The organism is Rhodoferax sp. (genome assembly GCF_010365055.1).
In the GTDB taxonomy this organism is placed as follows: Bacteria; Pseudomonadota; Gammaproteobacteria; order Burkholderiales; family Burkholderiaceae_C; genus Rhodoferax.
Map to the genome: position 1 here is coordinate 73940 of NZ_JAAFHA010000005.1, position 17927 is coordinate 91866.

General features: G+C 59.0%; 15 protein-coding genes, 2 tRNA genes, 1 other RNA gene and 2 pseudogenes. 10 read left to right on the forward strand and 10 right to left on the reverse strand.

Features of this window, described 5'->3' with window-relative positions:
* The 9 genes and pseudogenes from GZ093_RS02745 to GZ093_RS02785 all read right to left on the reverse strand — a co-directional run bounded on the left by GZ093_RS02745 (position 1) and on the right by GZ093_RS02785 (position 11620).
* On the reverse strand, positions 1-2730 hold the full coding sequence (locus tag GZ093_RS02745; protein ID WP_296481741.1) for a DEAD/DEAH box helicase family protein: 2730 nt from the start codon (positions 2728-2730) through the stop codon (positions 1-3).
* Positions 2731-2950: 220 nt separating this feature from the next.
* Positions 2951-3043: pseudogene (locus tag GZ093_RS02750) on the reverse strand (NERD domain-containing protein); the annotation flags it as partial.
* Between the two features lie 168 nt (positions 3044-3211).
* A tRNA-Arg gene (locus GZ093_RS02755) sits at positions 3212-3288 on the reverse strand.
* Positions 3266-5140, reverse strand: a complete 1875-nt coding sequence (locus GZ093_RS02760; RefSeq protein WP_296481743.1) for a long-chain fatty acid--CoA ligase — start codon at positions 5138-5140, stop codon at positions 3266-3268. Before GZ093_RS02760 ends, GZ093_RS02755 begins: the two co-directional genes overlap by 23 nt.
* Positions 5140-6012, reverse strand: a complete 873-nt coding sequence (locus tag GZ093_RS02765; RefSeq protein ID WP_296481745.1) for a 3-keto-5-aminohexanoate cleavage protein — start codon at positions 6010-6012, stop codon at positions 5140-5142. Before GZ093_RS02765 ends, GZ093_RS02760 begins: the two co-directional genes overlap by 1 nt.
* A complete protein-coding gene (locus GZ093_RS02770; RefSeq protein WP_296481748.1) occupies positions 6012-7976 on the reverse strand; it encodes an acetyl/propionyl/methylcrotonyl-CoA carboxylase subunit alpha in 1965 nt (654 codons plus the stop codon). The genes GZ093_RS02765 and GZ093_RS02770 overlap by 1 nt, the downstream gene beginning before the upstream one ends.
* A complete protein-coding gene (locus GZ093_RS02775; protein WP_296481750.1) occupies positions 7973-8797 on the reverse strand; it encodes an enoyl-CoA hydratase-related protein in 825 nt (274 codons plus the stop codon). Before GZ093_RS02775 ends, GZ093_RS02770 begins: the two co-directional genes overlap by 4 nt.
* Before the next feature lie 8 nt (positions 8798-8805).
* Positions 8806-9960, reverse strand: a complete 1155-nt coding sequence (locus tag GZ093_RS02780) for an acyl-CoA dehydrogenase family protein (RefSeq protein ID WP_296481753.1) — start codon at positions 9958-9960, stop codon at positions 8806-8808.
* 49 nt (positions 9961-10009) lie between these two features.
* Positions 10010-11620: a carboxyl transferase domain-containing protein gene (locus GZ093_RS02785; RefSeq protein WP_296481755.1), complete on the reverse strand. Its 1611-nt coding sequence runs from the start codon at positions 11618-11620 to the stop codon at positions 10010-10012.
* Between the two features lie 167 nt (positions 11621-11787).
* On the opposite strand from GZ093_RS02785, the gene GZ093_RS02790 reads away from it, so the two are divergent.
* From GZ093_RS02790 to ssrA, 6 genes are all read left to right on the forward strand, one after another.
* Complete coding sequence (locus GZ093_RS02790) at positions 11788-12084, forward strand: SCP2 sterol-binding domain-containing protein (protein ID WP_296481758.1); 297 nt, start codon at positions 11788-11790, stop codon at positions 12082-12084.
* Between the two features lie 94 nt (positions 12085-12178).
* On the forward strand, positions 12179-12727 hold the full coding sequence (locus GZ093_RS02795; protein ID WP_296481761.1) for a MerR family DNA-binding transcriptional regulator: 549 nt from the start codon (positions 12179-12181) through the stop codon (positions 12725-12727).
* 140 nt (positions 12728-12867) lie between these two features.
* Positions 12868-12943 (forward strand) — tRNA-Lys (locus GZ093_RS02800).
* Between the two features lie 145 nt (positions 12944-13088).
* On the forward strand, positions 13089-13811 hold the full coding sequence (gene ubiG / locus GZ093_RS02805) for a bifunctional 2-polyprenyl-6-hydroxyphenol methylase/3-demethylubiquinol 3-O-methyltransferase UbiG (RefSeq protein WP_296481763.1): 723 nt from the start codon (positions 13089-13091) through the stop codon (positions 13809-13811).
* 14 nt (positions 13812-13825) lie between these two features.
* Positions 13826-14491, forward strand: a complete 666-nt coding sequence (locus GZ093_RS02810) for an HAD-IA family hydrolase (RefSeq protein WP_296481765.1) — start codon at positions 13826-13828, stop codon at positions 14489-14491.
* Between the two features lie 12 nt (positions 14492-14503).
* Positions 14504-14890, forward strand: a transfer-messenger RNA (tmRNA) gene (gene ssrA / locus GZ093_RS02815).
* A gap of 392 nt (positions 14891-15282) precedes the next feature.
* Here ssrA and merR read toward each other — a convergent pair.
* Positions 15283-15717, reverse strand: coding sequence for an Hg(II)-responsive transcriptional regulator (gene merR / locus GZ093_RS02820; protein ID WP_296481769.1), 435 nt, complete (start codon positions 15715-15717; stop codon positions 15283-15285).
* 71 nt (positions 15718-15788) lie between these two features.
* Here merR and merT point away from each other — a divergent pair, with 71 nt between their 5' ends.
* The 4 genes and pseudogenes from merT to GZ093_RS02840 form a co-directional block, all read left to right on the forward strand.
* Positions 15789-16139, forward strand: coding sequence for a mercuric ion transporter MerT (gene merT, locus GZ093_RS02825; protein WP_296481771.1), 351 nt, complete (start codon positions 15789-15791; stop codon positions 16137-16139).
* A 13-nt stretch (positions 16140-16152) separates the two neighbouring features.
* Positions 16153-16428: a mercury resistance system periplasmic binding protein MerP gene (gene merP, locus GZ093_RS02830; protein WP_296481773.1), complete on the forward strand. Its 276-nt coding sequence runs from the start codon at positions 16153-16155 to the stop codon at positions 16426-16428.
* Between the two features lie 29 nt (positions 16429-16457).
* On the forward strand, positions 16458-16865 hold the full coding sequence (gene merC, locus GZ093_RS02835) for an organomercurial transporter MerC (protein WP_296481775.1): 408 nt from the start codon (positions 16458-16460) through the stop codon (positions 16863-16865).
* 50 nt (positions 16866-16915) lie between these two features.
* Positions 16916-17839, forward strand: a pseudogene (locus tag GZ093_RS02840) (FAD-dependent oxidoreductase); the annotation flags it as partial.
* Between the last annotated feature and the right edge of the window lie 88 nt (positions 17840-17927).

Genomic DNA, 17927 nt, shown 5'->3' on the forward strand with positions numbered 1-17927 from the left:
TCAGGTGCTGGGGTTGCCCAGCGTCAAGCCGGTTTTGAAGTGGTCGTAAGTGGCGTGGGGCGCGCTGTAGGCACCTTGGCCGGGCAGCAGCGTCAGGGCGCGGCCGTTGCGCCGGGTTTCAAACCCCAAGGCTTTGAAGTGCTTTTCGGCGCACAAAATTTTCAGGCGTTCGTCCTCTGTTAGGGCCGCGCGGTCGTCCAGGTCGTTGGTGCCTTTGACTTCGACCACAAAGATGAAGCTGTTGTCGTCAAGCGCTCGTGTGTCATCGAAACTCATTTGGCTGCCGGGCATGGCAGCGCGGTTGCCAGCCTTGAAAACCAGGCCAAAGTCGGGGGTGTAGGTGGTGCCAATGGGCGTGGCAATTTTGTAGCCATCCGGCAGTTTGAGCAGACACAGCAACTGCGGGTCGTAGTCCGCCTGCCTGGCAAACTCGATTTCTTTGCCGCTGTCGCACATCGCCTGGTCGTACAAGCCGGTTTTTGGGGTGCCCACCACGGATTTATAAGTGTTGATGCTGGCTTGCAGTGTTGCCAGAGGGAGGGTGCCGCCGTCCAGCTCGTAACGCAGGCCGCGCAGCATGGCTTCGGTTTCGGCATTTTTCACAATGGTGGTGGCTTGCTGCAAAAAACGCTGGGGGTTGTGCAGCAGGTTGGCCGCGCGAACCGGGTCTTGCAGCACGCCGGCCAGCAGCCGGTGCGTGGCGCGCAGTGACAGGCTGGTGCCTTCCGATAACTCTTCGACCAGATCGAGCGGCGCAAAGCGGGCTTTAAGAGTTTCGGTCGCGCTGCCTTGCCATTCACCGTTCAAAACGTATTCATCTTTGCTTTGTGCGCCCGCCCCGTTCGGGTTGTCGCCCAGGCTTTTGATGCGGGTGAGGGTTGCTTCTGCCTCGTACACCGCCATGGCGATTTCGTCGATTTTCGGGGCTGCATCCGTCACAATCTCGTCTTCGTTGAAGCTGACGGTGTAGCGGGTAGTGCGCGCAATGCGCTGCCAGAAGCTCTTGAACGCCGCACTGTTAAACAGCTTGTCGTTGCGGTTGATGGTGTTGTGTTTGCGCTGGCCTTTGTGGTTTTCGCGCAGTTTGGCACCCGCGCTGGCATCGCCATAGTCGTCTTGTACTTGCTGCTGGTATTGGCGGGCAAAGGTGGCGTAGGTCTCGTTGGGGATGACGGTGAGCAGGTTGGTTTCTTCACCTTCAACCACATCGATGGCGTCATAAACACGTTGGCCATTTTGGTTAACGCAGATGCGCAAGCCGCGTCCGATTTCTTGCCGCTTCTTGCTTTCGCTGTAGCTCTGGTTCAACGTGGCGATGTTGAAGATGTTGGGGTTGTCCCAACCCACGCCCAGCGCCGAATGCGAAAAGATGAATTCAATTGGGTCACCTAGTTTGAGCAGACCTTCTTTGTCGTGGAGAATGCGTCGGTAAATTTCAGCGTTGGCCGCCATGGAGTCGGCCCGGTCGGTGTAGTCACCTGATTTTGTGCGTGAAAAATAAGACCCTTGGGCTGCATGAACCTCTTGCGGCGTTGGCGTACGACCCGTTCGCTCGCCGACGATGCGGCTGTATTCCTCTTCAAACAGGGTTTTGATGAGGGGTGCCGCAGTGGCATCGCTGGCCAGGTAGTTGTCGACTTTGTCAATGAACACCAGTGACAGGCATTTAATGCCTTTACTTACCAGCTTTGCCTTTTTCTCAAAGTGGGTTTGAATTAGCCAGCTCAGTTGAGCTCGGAATAATCCGGCCATGTCACCCGAGCGTTGATTGAGCTGCATTTCAATGCCGTTGGTGAAAAGCACGGTCCAGATGCCATTGCGCAGGCCTTTTTTGTAGATACGCTCAATCGTGAAGTCGCCATAGCTGATGTTGTTGCTGACTTTTGCCAGTGCATCGTCTTTTTTGAGCCAGCGGCTCTCTTTCCAGATAAATTCACCTTTGGCATTGCGAATCCACAGGCGTAGCTTGGCTTTGGGGGCGCTCACATCCGTGGCCTGTATCTCAATCAGTTCAATCTTGAGGGTGGCTTCGTCGTTTTTCTCGGAAACGGACAAGACTTCAATTTTTTTGACCAAACCTTGCGCGTAAGCGTCAGCGGGCGCAAGGCGAAAGATGCGGTTCTTGACCACGGCATGCGTTGCCGAAAACCGGAGTTTGGCCAGAGGCTTGAGGCTGGCAAGGCGTTCAACGGCGTTGTCTGTGTCCATGCCTTCTTGTGGCTCGTCCATGAGCACCACGGGGTGGCAGTCAGCCAGTGCTGCGAACCAAGTTTTGCCGTCGATAGCGTCGTCGCGTCCGGCGCGGTTGATGACGCGGTCATCGGCGCTGAACGACTGCAAGGTCATCACCATGATTTGCGGCTCTGTGTTGGTGATGAATTGCTTGAGCCGTGTGAGTTTGGCGCTGTCGTATTCAAAGTGGCTGATAGGGGAATTGAGCTGATGCTCATCGGCCAATTGACTGCCAAAGCTTTTCAGGGTGCTCAGAACCCCCGCGCGAATAGCGACGGACGGCACAACGATGATGAACTTGCTCCATCCGTAATGTTTGTGTAGCGCGTAGACGCTTTTCAGATAGACCAGCGTTTTGCCCGTGCCCGTTTCCATTTCAACGCACAGCTCAAGCGGAAATGGCTGCGCAGGTGCGACACTCTTTTCAAGCGAGGTGGGGTCTTTCAGGTACTTGCGGGCCACAACATCGAGATTGCGGGAAAGGTCCTCGCCGCTCAAAGGACAGCGGTTTGGCAAAACGGACGTGCCTTGCCAAAAATCAGGTGTCTGACGCGGAGTGCCAGCGAACACCTTCACAATCGCTCCGACTGCCTGGTTTTGATATTGGAGTGATTCGAGTAAAAATGACATAGAGCGACTTAGGGACGACGGCCGCAATCTTACCCGGCGGGCTAGGACTACTGCACCGTCCGGCTAGGGTGGGATTAAGAGGCTAGTCGTCGAGTTTGTGTTCCAGCCGCTCGGCCAACCGGCGTTCGCCCGGTGTCATGCGCGAAGCGCAAGCACCAAATGCTGGTAGCAGTGTTGCCATTTGTCACCTCGGCCCTGAATTTGTTTTGAGCCCATTATGAGCTGGGTCAAAACTTGCGCAGATTGATGTGGGTCAACTGGTATGGCGGCATTGCGGCTGCGGCAGAGAAAGCGCAGAGATCAACAGCGTTCGATAGGGATCGGAACTGTTTGATGTGGTGGATTGTGCTGGTCTGCCCGGAGGGGATTGAACCCCCGACCCACAGCTTAGAAGGCTGTTGCTCTATCCAACTGAGCTACGGGCAGCCGCATGAGGACTATACCCGACGGGCTCAGCCGACATATACATCTTCTCGACCACATCGCGGTGGCGATCCAGCACCGCTTTGCGCTTGATCTTCATGGTTGCCGTCAATGCGCCAGTGTCAATCGACAAGGGCTCAGTCAGCACACTGAACTTGCGAATCCACGCAACGTGGGCCTGACTCTGATTGATCGCGTCAACGCCCTTCTGCAACTCAGCCAGCACCAGCGGATGCTGGCAGGCGTCTGCGCCGCCAACATCAGAGACATCACTGGCCGCCAGAAGCGACTTCAGCACATCGGGCTTGAGCGTCAGCAGCGCAGTCAAAAAATGGCGCCCATCACCGCATACAACTGCATGCTCGACCAAAGGAAGACTCATCAACTGCGCTTCAATATTTGCCGGCGATATGTTCTTGCCACCGGAGGTAATCAGCAGGTCTTTTTTCCGACCCGTCACGTAAAGGTAGCCATCCTCATCAAAGCGACCCAGGTCACCGGAATGCAGCCAGCCAGCCACCAGCGTTTGCGCGGTATCTTCGGGTCGCCCCATGTAGCCCTGAAAAACATGCGGTCCACGCACCAATATTTCGCCATCGTCAGCAATTCGCACCTGACTGCCCGCCAGTGGCTTGCCCACCGCACCGATACGGGTACTGCCGACCAGGCTGATGGAGGTCGGGCCGCAATCTTCGGACTGCCCGTAAACCTCGCGGATCAACAAGTCAAGGCCAGTGAAGAACCGCAGATTCTCGGGCGCAATCGGCGCGGCGGCCGAGATCATCAAGCGCGCCTGGTCCAGGCCCAACGCCTTCTGCACCTTTTGATGAATCAATCTTGACGCTAGCGCCTTCTGCATCCGCAGCAACACGCCCGGCGACTTGCCGGCCAGCTCGCTGGCGTGCCAGCGCTGACCAACCGTCAGCGCCCAGCGCGCCAACACCGCCTTGGCTCCGGTGGCGCCCGCCAGTTTGGCGGCGATGCCGGCGTGCATCTTCTCCCAGACACGTGGCACACCAAAGAAAATCGTCGGATGTACTTCTTTGAGATGATCGCCCAAGGATTCAATACTCCGGGCGAAATAGAGCGCGTAACCGATGGTCACATGGTTATGAATACCACCGAGCTGTTCGGCAACGTGCGCCAGCGGCAGGTACGAGATCAGGCGATCAGTCGGCTTGCAGTCAAAGGCAGCAGACAGGGTCACTGCGGTCCAGGCCAGATTGCCATGCGACAACATCACGGCCTTGGGCGCACCGGTCGTGCCTGAGGTGTAGATCAGGGTACCCAGATCATCGGGGCCCAACGCCGCCAGGCGGCGTTCCACCTCGGCCTGATGCCTTTGCTCGCCCAACGCCAAAAAGTCATGCCAGGTAATTTGCCAGTCACTGTCTGCCTTGGCACCGCGCATCAGCACCACGCGTTGCAAACGTGGCAGTGCCGCGCGGCGATCTGCCACCTTGGCCCATTGCGTCTCGTTTTCTACGAGCAGCACCGTGCAATGCGAATGGTCAATGATGTACTCAACCTCGCTGGCCGCACTGGTCCAGTAGACGCCCGCCGCGACCGCACCAATCATCATCGCGGCCAGATCCATGATCACCCACTCGGGGCGATTGAAGCCCAAAATACACACAGCCTCGCCCGGCTTGACGCCCAGCGCGACCAGTGCCCGCGCTGCGCACTGCACCTGCTCCGCATAAGACGTCCAACTGGTCGGTTGCCATGCGGTGTCGCCGCGTTCATAGTAGGCCGGTGCCGCGCCGCGCTGCTGCGCGGTGGCCAAAAAACGCGCCGGCGCCGCAACAAAGGGAACGCCCGCGACCAGGGTGGGGTGGGTGGGTGCAGCGTTCATCAGCGCGCCAGTCCGAGCAAGGCCCTGGCTTCCGCCGGGCTAGCCACCGAGCGACCGGCGTTGCGGGCGCAGGCGGCTAAGGCAGTGATCAGTTCACCGTTGCCGCTGGCGCGTTCGCCATTGGGCAGATAGAAGGTGTCTTCCAGGCCAGTGCGCAGCATGCCGCCCAGATCGGCGGTTTTTTGATGCACCGGCCAGATTTCAGTGCGGCCAATCAGCGTGGCCTGCCAGACGCTGTTGGTCACCATCCACTGGGGCAGCAAGGCCAGTAGATCGGCATCGCACGGCATGCCAGAGGCCACGCCCATCACCAGGTTGTATTCAGGGCGGCCCATCTCGGGTTTGAGCATGCCGTTTTTCACGAACATGCCCACGGCACGAACGATGCCCACGTCAAAGCACTCAAACTCGGGGTGGGTGCCGCATTCGGCCATCACATCCAGAAACTGCTGCACCTTGGCCACCGGGTTGTCAAACACCATGGGCGGCCAGGCCCAGTTGCCGTCTTCCTTGATCTTCAGGTAGTTCAGGCTGCCCGCGTTGCAGGCGGCAATCTCGGGTTTGACGCGGCGGATGCAGGCCAAGGGGCCCGAAATGTCCTTGCCGACCACACCGGTGGTCAGGTTGATGATGACGCCGGGGCAGGCTTCGCGGATGGCATTGACCACCGACTCCATCACATCCGGGTCCCACGACGGCATATGGCCCATGCCCTCTTCCTGGTTGCGCACATGCACATGCATGATGGAGGCGCCCGCGTTGAAGGCATCGCGCGCCTCGGCCGCCATCTGGGCTGGGGTCACCGGCACCGGGTGCTGCTTCGGGTTGGTCAGAACGCCGGTCAGGGCGCAAGTCAAAATTGCTTTTTCCATTAGGCTTCCTCTTTGTCTTGCAGCTCAATTTCGATCAGCAAGGCACCCGATTCGACTTGCTCGCCAACTTTCACATGCAGCGCCACCACCGTGCCGGCGGCCTGCGCCGTCAGCCACATTTCCATCTTCATCGCCTCAACGCACACGAGTGCCTGCCCTTCTTTGACGCCCTCGCCCACCGCAAACTGAATTTGCGTGACCTTGCCCGCCACCGGGGACAACGCCCGCGTGGCGTCCAGCGCAGCGTCCTTGCTCGGGAACGGCGACACCTCGTGCAAGACAAAGGAGCTGCCTCCCAACGCGATGTGCAGCTCCTGCTGATGCCGCACCGCGATGGCGCTGCGCGTGACCCCGTCGATCTCATAGCGCAGATGGCCGTCCTTAAAGTCAATGATCCGCACCCGATGCTGTTGACCTGCCAACGTCACCGTGACCTGCCCGCTGCGATCCGGATGCACGCGCAGTGTTTTTGTGAGTTCATCGCAGCGCAGGGGAATATCAAAGGCTGCCACGCTGTCAGCACGCCAGTTGGCGCCGCTTTGCATGGCAAGGGCTGATGCCGCCACACACCAGGCCTGGTCGTCCGCAAGCGGACGTTGTAACAGCGCCTCGCCCGCCTCTTGCCACTGGTCGATCAGGGTGGTGGTCATGGCGGCGGCGCGAAAGGCCGGGTGATTCACCAGGTCCGCCAGGAAACGAGCGTTGTTGCGCAGTCCGAGCAGGGGCGCGTTCTCCAGGGCGGCGCGCAGGCGCCGGATCGCGTCATCGCGGTCACGGCCGTGCACGATGACTTTGGCCACCATCGGGTCGTAATAGGGAGAAACTTCGCTGCCCTCTTCAATGCCGGCGTCAATGCGCACACCGTCAAACAGGGCCTGCTGCGGGCGCCAAAAGCGCACCGTGCCGGTTTGCGGCGCAAAACCGGCGTATGGGTCTTCCACATACAGGCGTGCTTCGATCGCATGGCCCGTCAGCTTGATGTCGGCTTGAATTGCTGGCAGCGGCTGGCCCGCCGCCACCCGCAGCTGCCACTCCACCAGATCAAAGCCCGTCACCAGTTCGGTCACCGGGTGCTCGACCTGCAAGCGCGTGTTCATTTCCAGAAAGTAGTGCTTGAGGTCGGCATCCACGATGAATTCCACTGTGCCCGCGCCGCGGTAGCCCACGGCCAAGGCGGCAGCCACGGCGTCCTTGCCCATGGCTTCGCGCATTGCCGCATTGACGACAGGCGACGGCGCCTCTTCGATCACTTTTTGCCGCCTGCGCTGGGCCGTGCAGTCGCGCTCACCCAGGTACACGGCGTTGCCGTGGTCATCGGCAAAGACCTGAATTTCAATATGCCGGCCGTTGTCAATCAGGCGCTCCAGCATCAGGGTGCCGTCGCCAAAGGCGCCCTGCGCCTCGCGCCGCGCGCCGACGATCGCCTGCGCAATCTCCTTGGCCGAGCGTACCAGGCGCATACCACGGCCACCGCCACCGGCCACCGCTTTGACCAGCAAGGGAAACCCCAGTTTCAGCGCTTCCTCGGTTAGGCGCGCATCGTCCTGCGCCTCGCCCAGGTAGCCCGGCGCACAGGGCACGCCCGCCAGCAGCATGCGACGCTTGGCCCGTGCCTTGTCACCCATGGCCAGCATGGCGGCAGGCGGCGGGCCGATAAATACCAAAGCAGCGTCCAGGCAGGCCTGGGCGAAGCCCGCGTTTTCGCTCAGGAATCCGTAACCGGGGTGAATCGCGTCAGCACCGGTCTTGCGCGCCGCTTCCAGCAAGGCATCCACCCGCAGGTACGAATCCGCTGCCGCTGAGCCCCCAATATGCACGGCTTCGTCGGCCAGGCGCACATGCGGCGCGTCTCTGTCAACATCACTGTAGACGGCGACGGTTCTATAGCCCAGGTTGCGCGCGGTGCGCATGACTCGGCAGGCGATCTCGCCCCGGTTGGCGATCAGTATTTTTGAGAAGGTCATTGCAAGGCCCAGCTTGGTTTGCGCTTTTGAAAAAAGGCGGTGGTGCCCTCCAGCCCCTCGGGGCCTTGTGCGGCGCGGGAAAAAATGCGGGCAGCCTCCTGCACCAGGGTGGCGGGCTCGGCAAAACGTGCTTTCGCCATCAAAGCCTTGGTGGCCGCAACAGCACCAGGCGCGCAGGCCTGGATGTCGGTCAGCACGGCCGCAACGGCGGCGTCAATCTGCTCGGGCGTATGCACCGCGTGCACCAGGCCAATCGCCAGGGCATTGGCCGCGCTCAAGCGCCCGCCCGTCACCGCCAGCCGCTTGGCCTGGGAGTAGCCCAGCCGCTCGACCAGGAACGGTGCAATCTGGGCCGGCACCACGCCCAAAGCGGTTTCCGGCAATCGAAATACCGCCGACTCGCTCGCCAGCGCCACATCCGCCACGCAGGCCAAGCCCAGGCCACCGCCCATGACGCTGCCCTCTAACACCACCACCAGCGCCAGCGGCGTGTTGGCGTAGGCGACACACAGTTCGCCGAACTGCGCGTTGGCCTGCGCCACAGCATCCAGCGCGGCGCCCGCTTGGGCCGACGCGGGCGGGTTCTGCATCGCCCGCATGCGCGCGGCTGCCATGTCCTGCAAATCAGCGCCAGCGCAAAAATGCCCGCCTGCCCCACGCAACACCACGATGCGCACGCTGCCATCGGCCTCCAGGGTGATGAGCGCGGCGCGCAACTCAGCCACCATCTGCAGCGACATGGCGTTACGCAATGCCGGTCGGTTCAAGGTAATATGAGCCGTAGCCCCCGTCTGATCTACCTTTATAGCTTCGTAATTCATAGCAACTGTCATTGCCCTTTGCCCGGCAGGGTGCCCTCTAACTTGCAGATGATGCCCAGCATGATCTCGTCAGCACCGCCCCCAATCGAGATCAAACGCCCGTCACGGTAAGCCTGCGCAATCGGGTTGTCCCAGGTGTAGCCCATGCCGCCCCAGTACTGCATGCAACTGTCGGCCACCTCGCGGCTCAGGCGTCCGGCCTTGAGCTTAGCCATGGACGCCAGTTTGGTCACGTCTTTGCCCGAAATATAGGATTCAACCGCCCGGTAGGTCAAGGCGCGCAAGGCCTCCACTTCGGTGCGCAACTCGGCCAACCGGAAGTGCACCACCTGGTTGTGCAGAATCGGCTTGCCAAAGGTCTGGCGCTGACGTGTGTAGTCAATGGTCTGGTCAATCAAACGGTCCAGCGAGCGCAGGCAGCCGGCGGCGCCATACAGCCGCTCCTCCTGAAACTGCAACATCTGGAACATGAAACCCATGCCCTCCTGCCCGATCAGGTTGCGCTGGGGCACCCGCACGTTGTCAAAAAACAGCTGCGCCGTGTCGCTTGAATCCATGCCGATCTTGTGGATCTTTTGCCGCGTGACGCCGGGGCTGTCCAGCCGCACCATGATCAACGACTTGTTCTTGTGCACCGCCCCTTCCGAGGTGTTGGCCAGCAGACAACACCAGTCGGCCTGCATGCCATTGGTGATCCACATCTTGGAGCCGTTGATGAGGTAGTCAGCGCCGTCCTTTTTGGCTGTGGTCTTGAGGGCCGCCACATCCGAGCCACCGCCAACCTCACTCACGCCAATACAACCGACCATGTCCCCGGCGATGCTGGGGGCCAAAAACTCGCGCTTGAGTTCATCGGAACCAAAGCGCGCCAAGGCCGGCGTACACATATCGGTCTGCACCCCGATGGCCATCGGCACGCCGCCTGCGTTGCATTCGCCCAGCGCTTCGGCCATCACCATGGAGTAGCTGAAGTCCAGCCCCATGCCGCCGTACTCCGCCGGGTACTTGATGCCCAGCAGCCCCAGGTCGCCCATTTTCTTGAACAATTCATGCGCCGGGAAGTGCTGTGCTGCCTCCCACTGCGGCAGATTCGGATTGATCTCTTTGGCAACGAATTTGCGCACCGTGTCGGCAATTTGTTCGTGTTCGGGGGTGAATTTCATGAAAACCTCGCTGTTGAATAGGCAAATAGAAGGTAGAGAAAGAGTTGCTTTAAAAGCGCGCCACACCAAAAGTATTGCCGTGCAACTGGCGGCTTTGCGCCTCGTGCGCCAGGCCCAAGCACAGGCCAAGCAGCCGGCGCGTATCACGCGGATCGATGATGCCGTCGTCCCACAAGCGTGCGGTGCCAAACAGGACGGCAGACTCCTTGTCCAGCCGCAGCCGCAAGCCGTCCGACATGGCCTTCAGGGCTTCTTCATTGGCGGCCATGCCAGTGCGCTCGATCTTGGCGCGGTTGACGATGTCCATCACCTTGGCCGCCTGCGCGCCACCCATCACCGCGGTGCGGGCCGTGGGCCAGGAGAAGATGAAATTCGGGTCAAAACCGCGACCGCACATGCCATAGTTGCCAGCGCCATAGGAGCCGCCCAGCACCACCGTGAACTTGGGCACGCGCGCATTCGCGACCGCCTGAATCATCTTGGAGCCATGCTTGATGGCACCGCTGCGCTCGGCCACCGAGCCCACCATGTAGCCGGTCGTGTTTTGCAGAAAGATCAGCGGCGTGCCGGTTTGGTCACACAGCTGGATGAACTGCCCGGCCTTGGTGGAACCGCTGGGCTGAATCGGGCCGTTGTTGCCCAAAATACCCACCAGCCGACCCTGCACGCGGGCATGGCCGCACATCATCTCGCTGGCGTACTCGGCCTTGAACTCCAGAAAGTCCGAGCCATCGACCAGCCGGGCAATCACTTCGCGCACGTCATAGGGCTCGCGCTCGTCAAACGGCACGATGCCCAGCAACTCCTGCTCATCAAACAGCGGTTCCGAAAAATTTGCCGCAGCCGGTGCCAGGTCCCACTGCAACTTGTCCAGCACTTCGCGCGCCATGCCAATGGCGTGCGCGTCGTCTTCACACAGGTACTCACCCAGGCCCGTCACCTGCGCGTGGGTCTCGGCGCCGCCCAGTTCGTCCTCGGTGCAGTCCTCGCCAATAGCGGCCTTGACCAGCGGCGGGCCCGCCAGAAAGATGTTGGAGCGCCCGCGCACCAGAATCACGTAGTCCGACAAGCCCGGCAGGTAGGCGCCACCGGCCGTGGAAGACCCGTGCACCACGGCGATTTGCGGCAGACCTGCAGCCGACATCCGGGCCTGATTCGCAAAACTGCGCCCACCTTCAATGAAGATTTCGCTCTGGTACATCAGGTTGGCGCCACCGCTTTCCACCAGGTAGATCACCGGCAACTTGTTTTCACGTGCGATTTCCTGGGCTCGCAAGGCCTTGCGCAAGCCCATCGGCGCCACGGTCCCGCCCTTGACCGCGCTGTCACTCGCAGAAATCAGGCAACGCTTGCCGGCGACCACGCCAATGCCGACGATGGAGCCCCCGCCCAGAACCGACTTTTTGCCATCGTCGTCGTGCATATTGAGCCCGGCCAGGCGGCTGAGTTCCAGAAACGGCGAACCGCGATCGAGCAAGCGCGCGACCCGCTCGCGCGGCAGCAGCTGGCCACGCTTTTCGAACTTCTCGCGTTTGGACTCCGACTCTGCAATGACCATCTGCTCCAGGCGCTGGACCTCCGAGAGCAGTTCACGCATGCGCTGCGCGTTGGCGCCGAACGCATCGGATTTGGCATTGATCTTGGTACGAATGACTGGCATTGAATTGAACCCTCTTGATTGCTCCGCATTAGACATAAAGGTAACGTTAACGTCAACCAGATTTCGTATAGGTATTTCCCCTATACTTTAGGTGATGCGGCTCTGATAGCATTCGGTCGCAGTCAATGCAAGCGCATTGCTTGCCCACTTTTTTTAATAGGAAACCCATGAACATTGAAGCCTGCACCGAAGCCATTCGCACCAAAGTTGGTGCCGACAGCGGCCTGGAAGCCACCCTGAAATTTGACTGTGGCGACGATGGCGTGATCTACATTGACGGAAAGTCCGCGCCCAACTCGGTCAGCAATAGCAATACGGATGCCGACTGCACGGTCGGCATCACGCTGGAGAATCTCAACGCCATGCTGGCAGGCGACCTGGAACCGGCCACCGGCTTCATGATGGGCAAGCTCAAGGTGACAGGCGACATGAGCGTCGCCATGCGGCTGCAACGCGTCATCTGACTTCCCCCTTTTTGGCACGGTCGTGGCGTCAAGTACTTCAACAGCGAATGCAGCGCGAACGCGCAGCAAGCCTGTTGGCGCGGTTGCTGCGGTCATGAGCGACGCGCAGGCCTTTGTCGACGCGCATCGCGACGAGGGAACCACCGAGTTGTTTGGCATTACCGAGTTATGCCAGCAGTTCGGCATCACCTTGCGTGCGCTGCGCTTCTATGAAGACAAGGGCCTGCTGTCACCCAGGCGCATCAACGGTGCGCGCGTGTATACGCGGCGCGACCGGGCCCGGCTGGCCCTGATTCTTCGGGCCAAAGACATTGGCTCGCCGCTGTCAGAAATCAAACGCTACCTGGATTTGTATGGCGACCATGGCGAGGGCCGCGCGCAGCAACTCGGCTTCGTGATTGAGCGCACCGACACCGCCATTGCAGAACTGGAGCAAAAACGCGCCCAGATCGATGAAACGCTTGCCGAACTGCAGCTCATCAATGCAACGTGCCGCAAACATCTGCAGGAACGCCGACAAGTTGAGGGCCATTCAGTGTCGGCAGAGACAGGCGTCAGTCCTCCACCCTCTGCACAGACGCCTACCAAGAAGCGTCTGCCCCAGACTCCTGCGCAGGCCAAACAGCGAAAAGTCGCTATTTGAAGCCATGTGCTCGTGGCCATATTGCGCAGTAGCGCCGTTCTCCAACTAACAGGCAAGGATTCGACTTTGAAACGGTCAAAAAAATGACGCTATAATTTGCGGCTTTGCAGCGTATCGAAAGCTTCGATTCAAAGCAAGAAGGGATGTTAGCTCAGTTGGTAGAGCAGCGGACTTTTAATCCGTTTGTCGTGGGTTCGACCCCCGCACATCCCACCAATTAGCCCGTATGGGCATTGAAAGCCTGCTATGTATCAAATAGCAGGCTTTTTTTTTGGCTTCGGCGCTGATTGGACTTTTCAGAAAAACATCAAGAGCACCCACAAAGTCCTCTTACAGACACCATTTTGCGGATAATCGCTCCATGACTTCAACCCTGAACGCTGATCCGGCCGAACTGGCCAAGTTTTCTGATCTTGCCCACCGCTGGTGGGATATGGATGGCGAGTTTCGTCCATTGCATCAAATCAACCCCCTGCGCCTGGAGTGGATCAACCATCTTTGTCCGCTCACGGGCCAGCAAGTCCTTGATGTGGGCTGCGGCGGTGGCATCCTAGCAGACTCGATGGCGAGGCTGGGTGCCCAGGTGACCGGGATTGATCTGGCCAGCAAGGCGCTCAGAGTAGCGCAGTTGCACGCCCTTGAAACGCAAACCCCCAACTTGCAGTACCAGGAAGTCAGCGTTGAAGCCTTGGCCGCACAGCAACCAGGCAGCTTTGATGTTGTGACTTGCATGGAAATGCTGGAGCATGTCCCCGATCCAGCCTCGGTGGTTCGGGCCTGCGCCACTCTGGTCAAGCCCGGTGGCTGGGTATTTTTTTCCACGCTGAACCGCAGCCCCAAGTCGTTTATTCTGGCCGTTGTGGGTGCCGAGTACGTACTCAACCTTCTGCCACGCGGAACCCACGAATACGCCAAGATGATTCGCCCCAGTGAGTTGGCAGGTCACTGTCGATCGGTGGAACTTGACCTGCGCCACACGCGCGGCATGCAGTACAACCCGCTGACCCGGCGCTACTGGATGAGCGACGACACCAGCGTGAACTATCTTTTTGCCACGCAAAAGTCGCAGGCACCCATCCTGTGACAAGCAGTCGCGGCATGTTTGCCGACATACAGGCGGTACTTTTTGACCTGGATGGCACTTTGATTGACAGTGCCCCGGATTTGGGTGCTGCTGCCGACAAAATGCGTGTGGTTCGTGGTCTGCCTTCACTGCCGATGGCCCACTATCGTCCCATGGCTGGCGCCGGGGCAAGAGGAATGATTGAGGTCGCATTGGGGGTGACGCCTGATCAAGCAAATTTCGACGTTTTGCGCGAAGAGTTTTTCGTAAATTACGAACAATGCATGACAGAGACAACCTATGCTTTTGACGGCGTCCACGAATTGATCAGTTGCTTGGTGAGGCGAGGTCTGCCGTGGGGTGTTGTCACCAACAAATCCAGGCGATTTACGGATCCCCTGACCGGCAGCATGCCGCTGTTTGACTCAGCCAGGGTGGTGATAAGTGGTGACACTACGCCCCACGCCAAGCCGCATCCCGAACCCCTGTTTGAGGCCGCCAGGCGACTCGCCATTGCCCCAGCGCGTTGCCTTTATGTTGGAGATGATGAACGCGATATTGTGGCGGGACGGGCGGCGGGCATGGGTACGGTGGCTGCGACCTATGGCTATCTGGGCCAAAAGGCCGATCCACGCCAGTGGGGCGCGCACGCAATCATCAATTTTCCACCTGACCTCTTGCAATTTCTGCAAAAGGCTTAAAATAGCGAGCTTGGGGCTGCACTGGTTTCGACGTGGGTACGGAATCGCTGTGGTGCATGTCGAGCTGAATGCGCTCGTAAAACTGATTCAAAAAAACTAACTGCAAACGACGAACGTTTCGCACTCGCTGCTTAAACACCAGTGAGCCTTACAACAGCAGGCCGATGGGCTGGGCAAGGGGTCTTTAGCGCAAGCTAGGGATTCCAGGCTGTAAGGTCATGCACATCGGCTGGCGCTGAACCGGGTACCTTGGTTTGGAGCAAGACAATAGGGTGCTGGCGACTGTGAAAGCGTGTGGCTGCGCGTTCACAAGGGCGAGACCTAAATCAGACCACTAAACATGTAGATCTGCTCGAAGATGGCTTGCGGACGCGGGTTCAAATCCCGCCAGCTCCACCATATATGGAAATCCCAACTCTTATCGGTTGGGATTTTTTTTGCCTATTCCCCCAGTGAAACGGCACTTTCTCTCGCGAGCGTCCACCACCCCGGGTACCTGGTTTTGGGGCCATTCCCGGCCATTTTCTCTCTCTGTTCTCTGTTTGCCTCGCGAGCGTTCGCGACCTACTTTCCAGCATTCATGCGGGTTTGCGCGTAATGGGTTCGAAAAGTAAGTTGGTCAGGCGCAGGCGACAGAGAGCGAAGAATAGGGTCTGGAGTGCATTAGAACGTTGAGTGACTGTTCATGGCAGGAAGCTGCTCCTCAGTTTGGTTTGTCTATAGCAGTCATTAATTGCCAAAAATGGTTCGAAATCAACATTTAAAGTAAGTTAAGTTCAAACCATCATCGATTACGCCGCGCCTGCGGGATGAAGTGCTTTCTCCGCTTGCAGCGACTCGATCAACGGACAGGAGACGTTGCCTTTCGTTGCACGGCAGGCACACACCAAATCGGACAGCGCTGACGCCATGCGTGCCAAGTCCGCTTGCTTCTCTCGGACATCCTTGAGCTTTTGCTCGGCCAGGCTGCTGGCTTCCTCACAGTGGGTCCCATCCTCCAGCCGCAGCAACTCGGCAATCTCGTCTAGGCTGAATCCAAGCCGCTGAGCGGATTTCACGAAGCGCACCCGCGTCACATCCGCCTTGCCATAACGGCGAATGCTGCCTTGTGGCTTGTCTGGCTCTGGCAACAAGCCCTTGCGCTGATAGAACCGAATGGTTTCCACATTGACCCCAGCCTCTCTCGCAAAGACGCCAATGGTCAGGTTTTCAAAATTGTTTTCCATACCGCTTGACTCCGTACATGACTACGTAAGTAAGCTTACGCTATTCACAAAAGGATTCGAAAGAAAAGCGCATGTCTGAGCTACAAAATGGGCGCGGCGCCCTTGTCACCGGCGGGCTGGCCGCCATCCTTGCTTCTACCTGCTGCCTGGGGCCGTTGGTTCTTGTCGGCCTTGGCGTGAGCGGAGCCTGGATCGGTAATCTGACCGTGTTGGAGCCGTACCGGCCGATTTTCATCGGCGCGGCACTGATCGCCCTTTTCTTCGCCTGGCGGCGCATCTTCCGCCCGGTGGAAGCGTGCAAACCGGGCGAGGTCTGCGCCATCCCCCGGGTGCGCCACACCTACAAACTCATCTTTGGGGTCGTGGTCGTGTTGGTTTTGATCGCGCTCGGATTTCCTTATGTCCTTCCCTTGTTTTACTAACCCAGAGTTCACTATGAAAAAACTGTTTGCCATCCTCGCACTCGCTGCCATTTCCAATCCAATTTGGGCCGCCATGCAAACCGTCACGCTGTCGGTGCCCGGCATGACCTGTGCTGCCTGTCCAATCACTGTCAAGAAAGCGCTCTCCAAGGTTGAGGGCGTAAGCAAGACTAGTGTGACGTATGACAGTCGCGAAGCCGTTGTCACTTTCGATGATGGCAAAACAAGTGTCCAGAAGCTGACCCAAGCGACCGAAAACGCGGGCTATCCGTCAAGTGTCAAACGCTGAGTGAATTAATCTCAAACTGGAGATATTCCATGCCCTTACTTGATTCAATCGGCAACAAAGCGGGCGGCCTCGGCAGTATCGTGTCGGCTATGGGTTGCGGCGCCTGTTTTCCTGCGCTCGCGAGCTTCGGCAGCGCCATTGGGCTGGGTTTCCTGAGCCAATACGAAGGCTTGTTCATCACCGTGCTGCTGCCGTTTTTCGCTGCACTGGCTCTACTGGCCAACGCGTTGGGATGGCTTCGGCATCGCCAGTGGCATCGCAGCGTACTGGGCATGATTGGGCCAACAATTGTGCTGATCGCCTCCTTCGCGATGGCGGAAAAACTTCTCTATGTCGGGCTGGCCATGATGGTCAGCGTGTCAATCTGGGATTTCGTCTCGCCGGCCAATCGCCGCTGCGCGCCAGACGGCTGCGCCTTACCCGCCGAACAGGCTTGACGGCAAGGGTCGCCAACGCATCACCAACGAAACGGAAAAATGAAAGTCCTATGACCCAATTGAGCATTACCGGTATGACCTGCGATTCATGCGCGACACACGTGAAAGAAGCGCTGGAAAAAGTGCCGGGCGTGCGCTCGGCGGTTGTGTCCTACGCGCAGGGCACGGCGCAACTAGCCTTTGAACAGGGCACCCAATTAGATGCGCTCATGGCCGCCGTGGCTGGGCTCGGCTATCGATCCACACTCACCGATGCGCCACCGACTGAAAAGCAGGCAGGCTTGTTCGACAAGGCACTGGGATGGTTGGGCGGCAAAGATAAAGCCGGTAGCAGTGAAAATGCATTGCATATCGCCGTCATCGGCAGCGGCGGGGCCGCGATGGCAGCAGCCCTCAAAGCCACGGAACTTGGTGCGCGCGTCACGCTTATCGAGCGCGGCATTACCGGCGGCACTTGCGTCAATATCGGCTGCGTACCGTCGAAGATCATGATCCGCGCCGCCCACATCGCCCATCTGCGCCGCGAAAGTCCGTTCGACGGTGGCATCGAAGCAACCGAGCCAACGATTGATCGCGCAAAACTACTGGCACAGCAGCAGGCGCGCGTTGATGAGTTGCGGCACGCTAAATACGAGGGAATCCTGCACAGCACGCCGACTATTTCCGTGCTGCATGGCGACGCCCGTTTCAAGGACGACCACACCCTGATCGTTAGCCTGAATGAAGGCGGCGAACAAACGGTAGCGTTCGACCGATGCCTGATCGCTACCGGAGCCAGTCCAGCTGTGCCACCGATCGCTGGCCTAAAGGAGACGCCGTATTGGACTTCAACCGAAGCGCTGGTGAGTGCTTCGATTCCGCCTCGGCTGGCGGTCATCGGATCTTCGGTAGTGGCCTTAGAGCTGGCGCAAGCATTCGCCAGGCTAGGCAGCAAGGTAACTATCCTGGCGCGCAACACGCTCTTTTTTCGGGATAAAGCAACTTCTTTTCTGTAAATTTCCGAAATTTAGTTTTGGGTGTTGGTGATTTGCAGCGCTCAGGGCTTCATGGTTAGATAGATTT